Raw genomic sequence first — 12,832 nt, 5'->3', positions numbered from 1 at the left:
CGCCATGTGGATCAGAGCATCATGACAGACAAATTTGGACCGACAGGCGCCGTGCCGCGGCAACGCGACACACGCCTCGACGTCTTCCGGGCCCTTGCCCTCCTGACGATCTTCGTCAACCACGTTCCCGGCCAGTATCTGGAACACCTGACGCACAAGAATTTCGGCTTTTCCGATTCGGCGGAAGCCTTCGTGCTGATTTCCGGCATGTCCGTGGGGCTCGCCTACGGATCGCGCTTCGCCATCGGCGAACGCCTTGCCGTGACGCTGCGCATCCTGCGCCGGGCTCTCACGCTCTATGTCGCCCATATCATGACGAGCATCGTCACCTTCGCGATCTTTGCCGGCGGGGCACTGTGGTTCGACCGGCCGGATCTGCTCTCGGAGATCAACCTGCGCGCTGTCGTCGACCGTACGGAACAGGGCGTCGTCAGCATGGTGCTGCTCGGCCATCAGTTCGGCTACAACAACATCCTGTCCATGTATGCCGTCGTCTTCCTGATGCTGCCCGGCTTTCTCTGGCTCTACCGGCGCAGCGCCATGCTGCTGCTCGCCGTGTCCGGCACGCTCTGGCTCTGCGCGGGCGTCTGGCACATCGCGCCGTCGAACTTCCTGGACGACGGCTACTGGTTCCTCAATCCGCTGTCCTGGCAGTTCCTGTTCGTCATCGGCTTCGTCGGCGTGCTGCGGGCGAGGAAAAAGGGGATCGCGCGCAATCCGGTCCTGCTCGCGCTTTCGGCGGCCTATCTCGTCGTCACGATGCTCTGGGTCGTGTTCTCCTGGTGGAGCATCGACTTCTCCTACGGCCTGCCGGCGGTGCTGACGGGCTTCGACAAGACGTTCCTCTCGACGACCCGGCTCCTGCATGTGCTGGCGGGGGCCTATCTCGTGGCGACGATCCCGGTCCTCTCGAACTGGGCCGCGCTGCCGCTCTCCCACCCGCTCGTCGCGATCGGGCGGCATTCGCTCGCCGTCTTCATCTTCGGCACGATCCTCGCCATGGCGGGGCAGGTGATGATGTTCGTTACGGGCAAGAACCCCCTTATCGGCACGCTCTATGTCTTGCTCGGCATCGTGCTGCACTTCGCCTATGCACGCTACCTCGACTGGCAGGCCGCCGTCATCGCCCAGAATGCAAGACGGCAGGGCCTTGGGGCCCTGCCGGTCAAGGGGAGCGATGCTCCGCGGTGACGACGCCGATCAGGCGGCGGTGTGGCTCTTGCGCACGTCGTCGTCGGTCAGGATGCCGCTGGCGCGCAGCAGGGCGGCGAAGCGGCCGTTGCTCTGGCTGAGATCGTTGAACGTGCCCATCTCGGCGATCCTGCCGTGATCCATGAAGACGACGAGGTCGGCCTCGCGGACGGTCGACAGGCGATGCGCGATGATGAAGGTCGTGCGGTTGCGCCGGAGCTGGTCGATTGCCGTCTTCACGCGCGCTTCCGTCTCCACGTCGAGCGCGCTGGTCGCCTCGTCGAGCACGAGGATCGGCGCGTTCTTGAGGATGGCGCGGGCGATGGCGATGCGCTGGCGCTCGCCACCGGACAGGCGGTTGCCGCGCTCGCCGACATGGGTCTCGTAGCCGCCCTGGCGCGAGGCGATGAAGTCGCCCGCCGCGGCCGCTTCCGCCGCCGCCTCGATTTCCGCCTGCGTGGCGCCTTCGCGGCCCAGGCGGATATTGTCGGAGATCGAGCGGTTGAGCAGGCCCGCATCCTGGAACACGGTGGCGATCGAGCGACGCAACGACTTGCGCGTCACCGTCGAGATGTCGACGCCGTCGATGAGGATCTGGCCGGACTTCGGCTCGTAGACGCGCTGCAGCAGGTTGACGAGCGTCGTCTTGCCGGCGCCGGTCGGACCGACGATGGCGACGGTCTGACCTGCCTCCACCGTGAAGGAGACGTCGCTGACGCCCTGGGTGGCATTGGCGAAGTCGAAATTGACGTTGCGGTACTCGACCTTGCCCTTGACCTCGCCGAGATCGCCGGCGCCCGTCGGTTCCTCGCGCTCCTTGACGGCGTCTTCCAGCGTGAAGAAGTCCTCCAGCTTGGCGCGCGCCTCGAAGATCTGCGTGGCGAAGGCCTTCATCTGGTCGAGGCGGCCGATGAGCAGGCCTGCGAAGCCGATGAAGGCAATGACGTCGCCCACCTTGATTTCGCCCCGCTGCACCAGAACCGTGCCGATGACGAGGATGGTCATCATCGAGATCGTCGAGGCGATGCGGTTCAGCGCGCTCGCCAGCGCCCACCAGTCGAGCACCGGATACTGTGCATTGATCAGGCGTTCGGCAAAGCGCTTCAGCTCCCGCGTTTCGGCTTCGATGCGGTTGTAGCTGTGCACGACCGAGACGTTGCTGATCGAGTCCGACACATGGGAGAAGACGGTGTGATAGTGGTTCTCGACCGAGGCCTGGCCTTCGCGGGTGCGGTTCATCACCACTTTGCCGATGATGACATAGGCAACGCCGAGCACCAGCAGCACGAGCGAGAGGCGATAGTCCATCGCAAACGCCGTGGGAATGAGCAGGACGAGCGCGACGGCGGTGGCGAGGTGCGTGCGCATGAATTCGAGCCAGAGGCCGAACAGCGTCTCGCAGGCGCGCAGCAGCGTGTGCAGCGCATTGGAGGTGCCGCGCTGGCTATGCCAGGCGAGCGGCATGGAGATGATGCGGCCGAAGGCTTCCGTCAGCAGGCTCGCCCGCCGGCCATGTGCCAGCCGGTCGGCCTCGCGCGCGACGAGCACGAAGGCGATCGTGTTGAACAGGCCGAAGCCCGCCCACAGGAGAAGCATGGGCGTCACGTCGCCCTTGGTGGAAATGGCATCGATGATGCGGCCGAACAGGACCGGCTCGGCAATGGTTATCACCGCGAGCACGATGTTGGCGGCGACGACCGAACCGACGCGGATCTTGTAGACCCCGAGATAGCTGAGGGCTCTTGCATAAACCTGAAACAAAGACACGAATGCGGGCCTTTCCGGCAATACCTGTTATGCGGTGCAGCATTGGCACCTTCCGTCCCTTGGCTCAGCCTATTAATCAGCGGAAGGGGCAAAAGTTCTCCCCGGCCAAGCAAATTTCATGACTCGGCTGAAATCTTGCGTGATTATGCGATTTCAGGCCTGCCATGCGTGCAAAGCGATTGATTTTCGCTCCGCCTTCCTGCCATCTGTCAGATGGGGACAATGAATGGGGCGCTTGGGCCGATTGCGGCCGGGTTCAGCTTTATCAGTTGGTTAACAAAGCTATTCAAGCGCGGGGCACATGAAGATCAACTTGCTGGTGCAGTTTCTTGCACTGATCGACGAGTTGCGCGGCCGGGAGGAAACCACGGCCGAGTTCGAGCGTCTTATCAAGTTGTACGGGTTCGATTACTACGGCCTCCTCCAGGCGCCGAAGCCGGCGGAAGACCCGCCGAGCCTGCTGCTTGCCGGCCATTGGCCCAAGGGCTGGCTCGAAACCTATCTGCGCAAGCGCTACATGCAGGTCGATCCGACGATGCGCTATCTCGGCCATGCGCAGGCGGGCTTCCGCTGGCGCGACACGCTCGGCGCCTTCCGCCTCAGCCCGCACCGCAAGCGCATGGAGCGCATGATGGTGGACGCGCGGCAGAACGGACTGGAGGACGGTTACGTGTTCCCCGTCCATGGCCGTCGGGGACTTCTCGGCAGCCTCAGCCTCGGCGGCAAGCCGATCGACCTGGAAAGCGTGGAAGTCGGCCTGTTCGACGGAATCGCGCGGCGGCTCTACTGGAAGCTCATCCATGCCGCCGATCCGGAGGCCGCCGCCCGCCTTTCCGCCATCGTGGACGTGGAATTGACACGCCGCGAGATGGAGGCGCTCAGCCTCCTGGCCGAAGGCATGACCTCCCATGACATCGGCCGGGTTCTCGGCATTTCCAGCCATACGGTGGACTGGTACATGAACGGCATCCAGGAAAAGCTCGGCGCGCGCAACCGGCACCACGCCATCGCCATCGCCTTCCGGCTGGGGCTCGTCTCCTGAGCCGCCGCGGCTCACCGCTCTTTGCGAAAACGTTGTATCCGTCTGGTTTTGCGCAATTCCGTTGCGCCATGCCCCGGCGCACCTTTGCGGAACTTGCCCTCCAGGCCGCAAATCTTTCGCCGGATGGCGACTCCAAAATTGAACTTTGAAAATTACCCGCTAATAATCCTCTTCGCGGGTGCAGCATTTCCCGCTTCCAAGTCATTGAGGAGTCCGACTTGCCCATTTCCAAGATCCTTGTCGCCAACCGTTCAGAAATCGCCATCCGCGTGTTCCGCGCGGCCAATGAACTGGGGCTCAAAACGGTCGCGATATGGGCGGAAGAGGACAAACTGGCGCTGCACCGCTTCAAGGCGGATGAGAGCTACCAGATCGGCCGTGGCTCGCACCTGGCCCGCGATCTCGGCCCCATCGAGAGCTATCTTTCGATCGACGAGGTGATCCGTGTCGCCAAGCTTTCCGGGGCGGATGCGATCCATCCGGGCTACGGCCTCTTGTCGGAAAGCCCGGAATTCGTCGATGCCTGCGATGCGGCCGGCATCACCTTCATCGGCCCGCGGCCCGATACGATGCGCCAGCTCGGCAACAAGGTCGCTGCCCGCAACCTCGCCATTTCCGTCGGCGTGCCGGTCGTGCCGGCGACCGAGCCGCTGCCGGACGACGAGAAGGAAATTCATCGCCTCGCCGCCGAGATCGGCTATCCCGTCATGCTCAAGGCCTCCTGGGGCGGCGGCGGGCGCGGCATGCGCGCCATCCGCGATCCGAAGGACCTGATCCGCGAGGTGACGGAAGCCAAGCGCGAGGCCAAGGCCGCCTTCGGTAAGGACGAGGTCTATCTCGAAAAGCTCGTCGAGCGCGCCCGCCACGTCGAAAGCCAGATCCTCGGCGATACGCACGGCAATGTCGTGCATCTCTTCGAGCGCGACTGCTCCATCCAGCGCCGCAACCAGAAGGTCGTCGAGCGCGCGCCCGCGCCCTATCTTTCGGATGCGCAGCGCCAGGAATTGGCCGACTATTCGCTGAAGATCGCCCGCGCGACGAATTACATCGGCGCCGGCACGGTCGAGTACCTGATGGATGCCGACACGGGAAAATTCTACTTCATCGAGGTCAACCCGCGCATCCAGGTCGAGCACACCGTCACGGAAGTCGTGACCGGCATCGACATCGTCAAGGCGCAGATCCACATCCTCGACGGCGAGGCGATCGGCACGCCGCAATCGGGCGTGCCGAAGCAGGAGGATATCCGCCTCAACGGCCATGCGCTCCAGTGCCGCATCACCACGGAAGACCCGGAACAGAACTTCATTCCCGACTACGGCCGCATCACCGGCTACCGCTCGGCCTCCGGCTTCGGCATCCGCCTTGACGGCGGCACGGCCTATCCGGGCGCGGTCATCACCCGCTTCTACGATCCGCTGCTCGTCAAGGTCACCGCCTGGGCGCCGAACCCGGTCGAGGCGATCACCCGCATGGACCGCGCGCTGCGCGAGTTCCGCATCCGCGGCGTCGCCACCAACCTCACCTTCCTGGAAGCCATCATCGGCCACGAGAAATTCCGCGACAACAGCTACACGACCCGCTTCATCGACACGACACCGGAACTCTTCCAGCAGGTGAAGCGCCAGGACCGCGCGACGAAGCTGCTCACCTACCTCGCCGACGTCACCGTCAACGGCCATCCGGAGGCCAAGGGCCGTCCGAAGCCGCCGGCCGACGTCGCCAAGCCCGTCGTGCCCTTCATCGAGGGCGACATCCCCGCCGGCACCAAGCAGAAGCTCGACGAACTCGGGCCGAAGAAGTTCGCCGAATGGCTGCGCGCCGAAAGCCGCGTCCTCCTCACCGACACGACCATGCGCGACGGCCACCAGTCTCTGCTGGCAACCCGCATGCGCACCCACGACATCGCCCGCGTCGCCGGCACCTATGCGCGCGCCCTGCCGCAGCTCTTCTCGCTCGAATGTTGGGGCGGCGCCACCTTCGACGTCTCCATGCGCTTCCTGACGGAAGATCCGTGGGATCGCCTTGCCCGTATCCGCGAGGACGCGCCGAACCTGCTGCTCCAGATGCTGCTGCGCGGGGCAAACGGCGTCGGCTACAAGAACTATCCAGATAATGTCGTGAAGTACTTCGTGCGCCAGGCGGCCAAGGGCGGCATCGACGTCTTCCGCGTCTTCGACTGCCTCAACTGGGTCGACAACATGCGCGTCTCGATGGACGCCGTCGCCGAGGAGAACCGCATCTGCGAGGCGGCGATCTGCTACACGGGGGACCTCCTCAATTCCGCCCGCCCGAAATACGATCTCAAGTATTATACCAACCTCGCCGGCGAGCTGGAAAAGGCCGGTGCGCACATGATCGCGCTGAAGGACATGGCGGGCCTCCTGAAGCCCACCGCCGCCCGCGTGCTGTTCAAGGCGCTGCGCGAGGCGACCGACCTGCCGATCCATTTCCACACCCACGATACGTCGGGCATCGCCGCGGCGACCGTGCTTGCCGCCGTCGAATCCGGCGTTGACGTGGTGGATGCGGCGATGGATGCGCTGTCGGGTAACACGTCGCAGCCCTGCCTCGGCTCGATCGTCGAGGCGCTGAAGGGGTCGGAGCGCGATCCGGGCCTCGATCCCGAATGGATCCGCCGCATCTCCTTCTACTGGGAGGCCGTGCGCTTCCAGTACGCCGCCTTCGAAAGCGACCTCAAGGGGCCGGCCTCGGAAGTCTATCTCCATGAAATGCCGGGCGGCCAGTTCACCAACCTCAAGGAACAGGCCCGCTCGCTTGGGCTCGAAACCAAGTGGCACAAGGTCGCCCAGGCCTATGCCGATGCCAACCAGATGTTCGGCGACATCGTCAAGGTGACGCCGTCCTCCAAGGTGGTGGGCGACATGGCGCTGATGATGGTCAGCCAGGACCTCACCGTTGCCGACGTGGAGAACCCGGCCAAGGACATCGCCTTCCCGGAATCGGTCGTCTCGATGCTGAAAGGCGATCTCGGCCAGCCTCCGGGCGGCTGGCCGGCGGGCCTGCAGAAGAAGGCGCTGAAGGGCGAAGAGCCCTATACGGCCGTTCCCGGCTCGCTGCTGCCGCCGGCCGATCTCGATGCCGAGCGCAAGGCCATCGAGGACAAGCTGGAGCGCAAGGTCGACGATTTCGAATTCGCCTCCTATCTCATGTATCCGAAGGTCTTCACCGACTATGCGCTGGCCGCCGATACCTACGGCCCGGTCAGCGTGCTGCCGACGCCGGCCTATTTCTACGGCCTTGCCCCCGGCGAGGAGCTTCAGCCGGAACTGGAGAAGGGCGTCTCCCTCGTCATCCTGCACCAGGCGAAAAGCGAGCCGGATGCACAGGGCATGGTGAAGGTGTTCTTCGAGCTGAACGGCCAGCCGCGCCTCATCAAGGTGCCGGACCGCAATCGCGCCGCCACCTCGGCCGTGCGCCGCAAGGCCGACATCGGCAATGCCGCCCATCTGGGCGCGCCGATGCCGGGCGTCATCTCGACGGTCTCGGTCTCGGCAGGCCAACAGGTCAAGGCCGGCGACGTGCTGCTCTCCATCGAGGCGATGAAGATGGAAACGGCGCTGCATGCGGAAAAGGACGGCACGATCTCGGAGGTCCTCGTCAAAGCGGGCGACCAGATCGACGCCAAGGACCTGCTCGTCGTCTTCGGCGCCTGACCGGCGGGGCAGGGTCGTAAAATCGCGAAAGGATGTGGGATGGAGGCTCCATTCCACATCCTTCTCTTGTTTTCAGGCCGTTTCGGACGCAAAACCAGCGCTCGCTTTTCCCGAAATCGCCTTTGAGACCCTGAGGCTTCCATGAGCTTCGTCATCCGCACCGCCGCCCTCGGCGACATCTCCGCCTTCACCGAAATCTACCGCGAATCCGTGCTGAACGGGGTGGCGAGCTACGAGATCGACCCGCCGTCGCTCGACGAGATGGAGGCGCGCTTCAAGGCGATCACCGGCAAGGACTATCCCTATATCGTCGCGGTGGAGCAGACCGGCCTCATCCTCGGTTATGCCTATGCGTCGGCCTTCCGCACACGGCCGGCCTATCGCTGGCTCGTCGAGGATTCGGTCTATCTGGCGCCGGAAGCGCGCGGCAAGGGTGTCGGAAAGGCGCTGCTGGCGGAGCTCATCCGCCGCTGCACGGCGCTCGGCTTCCGGCAGATGGTGGCGGTCATCGGCGGGGCGCATCCGGCCTCGATCGCCGTGCACAGCGCTTTGGGCTTCGCGCATAGCGGCCGGATGACGGCGACCGGCTTCAAGCACGGGCGCTGGCTCGACACGGTCTTCATGCAGCGCGCGCTCGGCGAGGGTGCGCAAACCGAGCCGTCGGCGACGGATTTTCCGGGAACGATGGCGTAACGGTTCACGTCTCGACGAGACGGAGCACCTTGTCGAAGATCTTCAGCACCTGTTTCAGCTCGTGGCCGCGCTTCAGGATGGTGCCATGCGTGTTGATCACGCTGTAGGCACCCTGCTTGGCGGCGAGCTTCGGGTTCTTCTCGATGCGGTAGAGCGGCATTTCGCCGGAGCGCTTGAAGACGGAGAACACGGCCCTGTCGCGCAGGTGGTCGATGGCGTAGTCGCGCCATTCCCCTTCGCCGACCATGCGGCCATAGACCCAGAGGATTGCGTCGAGTTCCCGTCGATGGAAGGTTACCGGCAAGGGGTCCCTGCTGTTTCGGTAATCCAGCAGGTCGACCACGACGTTGGAAGCCTGCAAATCCGGCTGATCTGTCATCGGTTCTCCGCGCTTCGTCCATGACGGCTCGGTGACAGTGTGCCTGAGCGGTGTCGAAATGCAAGGCGGATGGACAGGGCGGACGTTCTCGCAAAAATCCGTCTCGCCGCAATTCAGACAAACAGACGCCCAAATTACAGGAGAGAGTTCGCCGGTCGCAGCTCGTACCGGCCCGCTGCCTTGTGCGGGAAGCGGCTGGTACGGGAAGCGTCTGTCGAAGTCGCCCTGTATTCCGTTGCCGGTGACTTCGTCCAGGTCCGGTCCGTCTTTCTTCGAACCCTCAAGCCCCAAGCCCCTCGAAGAAGCCGGACCGGACCTCCCCTGGAACGCTCGCGCGCTCCAGGGTGTTCGTTTTCTCCATGCTGTTTCCGCAAGGCCGCTGCAGGCGCTGCACAGGGTGCAGTTGTCCTAGCGCGAAGCCTTGTCGCCCGTCAGCACCGTCGCGCCCAGGATGGCGCCGGGCGTATCGGCCGTGCGCATGCGCTGGAGCAGCACGGCGCAGCCGCCGGACTTCTTTTTCTTCTTCAGCATGTCGGCGGGCAGCACCAGGTTGGTTTCCTTGCCCTCCCACATGCCGATCGTCTCCATGTCGGTGACAGCGTGCCAGTAGTTCACGATCTTGCCGCGGTTCTCGCCCTTTTCGATGTTGATCGTGCGCTCGCGCTCGAAATAGGCGATGACGATATTGGCCTTGCCTTCGCCGCCGCCGACGCGGATGCGCAGCTCGTCGTTCTTCACCTCGACGTCGACGGGCACCTGGAGGCCCTTGTTTTCGCCGGGCATCGCGCCGATCCGCGAGCGGATGCCGGTGATGTCGGCGCCGTTGATGTGCTCGCGGCCGTTCAGCACGGCCTGCGGCGTATAGACGCCGTTGCGGCCGAACATGCGGGCATAGGCATATTGCCGGTCGGTATTGTCCTTGGAAGCGAGCGTGTCGGCCCAGCCGAGATAGTTCCAGTAGTCGACATGATAGGAGAGTGCGACCACCTCGCCCTCGCGCGCCAGCGTCTCCAGCGCCTTGTCGGCGGGCGGGCAGGACGAACAACCCTGGCTGGTAAAAAGCTCGACGACGCCTTTCGGGCGAACGGTTTCTCCGGCAAGGGAAGCGTCAATGCCGGCTCCCAACATCAGCAGGATCGCCAGACAGTGCGGTATGTGCGGTCTCGGCATGATCAATTCCAGTGGAGCGCCGGCAAATGCCAGCCTTTTGAGCCCGTCATACGCGCTTGCCGCTTCAACAGGAAGTCACGATGGAGTGAAACCGATAGTGGAGATTTCCGGTCCTGAAAACGGGAAATGCCGGGGCGAAAGCCCCGGCATTTCATCGTTCAAGCGGAAATCGCTCAGGCTGCGAGGTCTCTGAGGACGGTTTGCAGGATGCCGCCGTTGTTCATGTATGTGACCTCGTCGAGGGTATCGATGCGGCAGAGCAGCGGGACGTCCCTGACGGTGCCGTCGGCATAGGTGATCCTGGCGATCTTCTTCTCGCGCGGCTTGATGTCGCCTTCCAGGCCCTCGATGGTGACGGTCTCGTCGCCCTTCAGGTCGAGGGAGGCCCAGGTCGTGCCGTCCTCGAAGACGAAGGGCACGACGCCCATGCCGACGAGGTTGGAGCGGTGGATGCGCTCGAAGGACTGGGCGATCACGGCCTTGACGCCGAGAAGGTTGGTGCCCTTGGCCGCCCAGTCGCGCGAGGAACCGTTGCCGTATTCCACGCCCGCGAAGATGACGAGCGGAACGCCCTCCTCCTTGTACTTCATCGCCGCGTCGTAGATCGACATCTCCTCCTTCGTCGGATAGTGGATCGTGTAGCCACCCTCCTTGCCGTTCGGCCCCAGCATGTGGTTGCGGATGCGGATATTGGCGAAGGTGCCGCGCATCATCACCTCATGGTTGCCGCGCCGCGTGCCGTACTGGTTGAAGTCGGCGACGCCGACGCCATGGCCGATCAGGTAGCTGCCGGCAGGCGAGGCCGCCTTGATCGAGCCGGCCGGCGAGATGTGGTCGGTGGTGATCTTGTCGCCGAACAGGCCCAGCACCCGCGCGCCCCTGATGTCGGAAAGGCCCGAGCCGGTCTTGCCCATGCCGACGAAGTAGGGCGGGTTCTGCACATAGGTCGACTGGTCGTCCCAGGCATAGGTCTGGCCCGCCGGCACCTGCACGGCCTGCCAGTTGGCGTCGCCCTTGAACACGTCGGCATATTTGGAGGCGTAGAGCTCGCGCGTGACATACTTCATGATGAAGGCCTGGATCTCCTGCGAGGAGGGCCAGATGTCCTTGAGGTAGACGGGCTTGCCGTCCCTGTCCTCGCCGAGCGGCTCGCTCGTCAGGTCCTTCTGCACGGAGCCGGCCAGCGCATAGGCGACGACGAGTGGCGGGGAGGCGAGGTAGTTCGCCTGCACGTCCGGCGAGATGCGGCCCTCGAAGTTGCGGTTGCCCGACAGGACGCCCGCGGCGATCAGCCCCTTGTCGTTGATCGTCCTGGAGACCGGACCCGGCAGCGGGCCGGAATTGCCGATGCAGGTCGTGCAGCCGAAGCCGACGAGGTTGAAGCCGAGCGCGTCGAGATCGGCCTGCAGGCCGGACTTGGCAAGGTATTCGCCGACGACCTGCGATCCGGGCGCCAGCGACGTCTTCACCCACGGCTTGGTCTTCAGGCCCTTGGCGACCGCGTTGCGGGCCAGAAGCCCGGCGGCGATCAGCACCGACGGGTTCGACGTGTTGGTGCAGGACGTGATGGCGGCGATCGCCACGTCGCCATGGCCGAGATCGTAATCCGTGCCCTCGACCGGATAGCGGTTCTCGAGCTGGCCCGGCTTCTTGTAGTCGTTCTCCATCGCGCTCGCAAAGCCCGAGGCGATGTTCTCCAGCGGGATGCGGCCTTCCGGGCGCTTCGGGCCGGCCATGGCCGGAACCACGTCGCCGAGGTCGAGCTCCAGCGTGTCGGTGAAGACGAGGTCGGAGCCGTCGCCGTCACGCCACATGCCTTGAGCCTTCGAATAGGCCTCGACCAGCGCGATGCGCTGTTCTTCGCGGCCCGACATGGTGAGGTAGTTGACCGTCTCGGCATCGACCGGGAAGAAGCCGCAGGTCGCGCCGTATTCCGGACCCATATTGCCAATCGTCGCGCGGTCGGCCAGCGTCATGTTGTCGAGGCCGGGGCCGAAGAACTCGACGAACTTCGACACCACGCCCTTCTTGCGCAGCATCTGCACGACCATCAGCACCAGGTCGGTCGCCGTCACGCCTTCCTTCAGCTTGCCCGTCAGCTTGAAGCCGATGACCTCGGGCAGCAGCATGGAGACCGGCTGGCCGAGCATGGCCGCCTCCGCCTCGATGCCGCCGACGCCCCAGCCGAGCACGCCGAGGCCGTTGATCATCGTCGTGTGGCTGTCCGTGCCCACGCACGTATCCGGGTAGGCGACGATCTCGCCGTCTTCGTCCTTGGTCCAAACCGTCTGGCCCAGATATTCCAGATTGACCTGATGACAGATGCCCGTGCCCGGCGGAACGACGCGGAAGTTCTTGAACGCCTGCTGGCCCCACTTCAGGAAGCGGTAGCGCTCGCCGTTGCGCGCGTATTCCAGCTCCACGTTGCGGGCAAAGGCGGTCGGCGTGCCGAACTCGTCGACGATGACCGAATGGTCGATGACGAGGTCGACGGGCACCAGCGGGTTGATCTTCTCCGGATCGCCGCCGAGCGAGACCATCGCATCGCGCATCGCCGCAAGGTCGACCACCGCCGGAACGCCGGTAAAATCCTGCATCAGGACGCGCGCCGGGCGATAGGCGATCTCGTTCTCCACCGTGCCCTTGTTGGAAAGCCATGCGGCGACCGACAGGATGTGCTCCTTCGTCACCGAACGACCGTCCTCGAAGCGCAACAGGTTCTCCAGCAGCACCTTCATCGAATAGGGCAGCTTCGAGACCCCGGCAAGCCCGTTCGCCTCGGCCTTCGGCAGGCTGTAATACACATAGTCGGTGCCGTTCACCGTCAAGGTCGAACGACAATTGAAACTGTCTAGGGATCTGGACACGTTATACCCCGTTCCGTCTGGTCGCCAGAAACTGACGTACGAACGC

The 12,832-nt window shown here is 64.3% G+C and carries 8 protein-coding genes; 4 read left to right on the top strand and 4 right to left on the bottom strand.

Going from position 1 to position 12,832, the window contains the following annotated elements; translation table 11 throughout:
• Window positions 1–21 precede the first annotated feature (21 nt).
• Window positions 22–1,191: an OpgC family protein gene (locus shn_RS19530; protein WP_084438180.1), complete on the top strand. Its 1,170-nt coding sequence runs from the start codon at window positions 22–24 to the stop codon at window positions 1,189–1,191.
• Window positions 1,192–1,200: 9 nt separating this feature from the next.
• Here shn_RS19530 and shn_RS19525 read toward each other — a convergent pair whose 3' ends face one another.
• Window positions 1,201–2,958, bottom strand: coding sequence for a glucan ABC transporter ATP-binding protein/ permease (locus shn_RS19525; RefSeq protein WP_064332707.1), 1,758 nt, complete (start codon window positions 2,956–2,958; stop codon window positions 1,201–1,203).
• Between the two features lie 301 nt (window positions 2,959–3,259).
• On the opposite strand from shn_RS19525, the gene shn_RS19520 reads away from it, so the two are divergent.
• From shn_RS19520 to shn_RS19510, 3 genes are all read left to right on the top strand, one after another.
• Window positions 3,260–4,000: a LuxR family transcriptional regulator gene (locus shn_RS19520; RefSeq protein ID WP_064331902.1), complete on the top strand. Its 741-nt coding sequence runs from the start codon at window positions 3,260–3,262 to the stop codon at window positions 3,998–4,000.
• Between the two features lie 218 nt (window positions 4,001–4,218).
• Window positions 4,219–7,677 carry a pyruvate carboxylase gene (gene pyc / locus shn_RS19515; RefSeq protein WP_064331901.1) on the top strand — a complete coding sequence of 1,153 codons (3,459 nt, stop codon included), beginning with the start codon at window positions 4,219–4,221 and terminating at the stop codon, window positions 7,675–7,677.
• Window positions 7,678–7,818: 141 nt separating this feature from the next.
• On the top strand, window positions 7,819–8,370 hold the full coding sequence (locus tag shn_RS19510) for a GNAT family N-acetyltransferase (protein ID WP_064331900.1): 552 nt from the start codon (window positions 7,819–7,821) through the stop codon (window positions 8,368–8,370).
• Window positions 8,371–8,374: 4 nt separating this feature from the next.
• Here the strand turns inward: shn_RS19510 and shn_RS19505 are convergent, their stop codons facing one another.
• The 3 genes from shn_RS19505 to acnA all read right to left on the bottom strand — a co-directional run bounded on the left by shn_RS19505 (window position 8,375) and on the right by acnA (window position 12,786).
• On the bottom strand, window positions 8,375–8,749 hold the full coding sequence (locus shn_RS19505) for a DUF2794 domain-containing protein (protein WP_064331899.1): 375 nt from the start codon (window positions 8,747–8,749) through the stop codon (window positions 8,375–8,377).
• 408 nt (window positions 8,750–9,157) lie between these two features.
• Window positions 9,158–9,922, bottom strand: coding sequence for a DUF1223 domain-containing protein (locus shn_RS19500; protein WP_371328609.1), 765 nt, complete (start codon window positions 9,920–9,922; stop codon window positions 9,158–9,160).
• Between the two features lie 170 nt (window positions 9,923–10,092).
• The gene (gene acnA / locus shn_RS19495; protein ID WP_064331898.1) at window positions 10,093–12,786 is read right to left on the bottom strand and encodes an aconitate hydratase AcnA; all 2,694 of its coding nucleotides are present in this window, start codon (window positions 12,784–12,786) and stop codon (window positions 10,093–10,095) included.
• Window positions 12,787–12,832: the final 46 nt, after the last annotated feature.

This window comes from Shinella sp. HZN7 (genome assembly GCF_001652565.1).
Lineage (GTDB): Bacteria > Pseudomonadota > Alphaproteobacteria > Rhizobiales > Rhizobiaceae > Shinella > Shinella granuli.
The sequence above is the reverse complement of the archived record's forward strand: the minus strand, read 5'-3'. Positions and strand labels throughout refer to the sequence as shown.

Coding starts and splice junctions, on each gene's coding strand:
- shn_RS19520 (WP_064331902.1), top strand. CDS start 3,260: ATGAAGATCAACTTGCTGGTGCAGTTTCTTGCACTGATCGACGAGTTG.
- shn_RS19510 (WP_064331900.1), top strand. CDS start 7,819: ATGAGCTTCGTCATCCGCACCGCCGCCCTCGGCGACATCTCCGCCTTC.
- shn_RS19530 (WP_084438180.1), top strand. CDS start 22: ATGACAGACAAATTTGGACCGACAGGCGCCGTGCCGCGGCAACGCGAC.
- shn_RS19505 (WP_064331899.1), bottom strand. CDS start 8,749: ATGACAGATCAGCCGGATTTGCAGGCTTCCAACGTCGTGGTCGACCTG.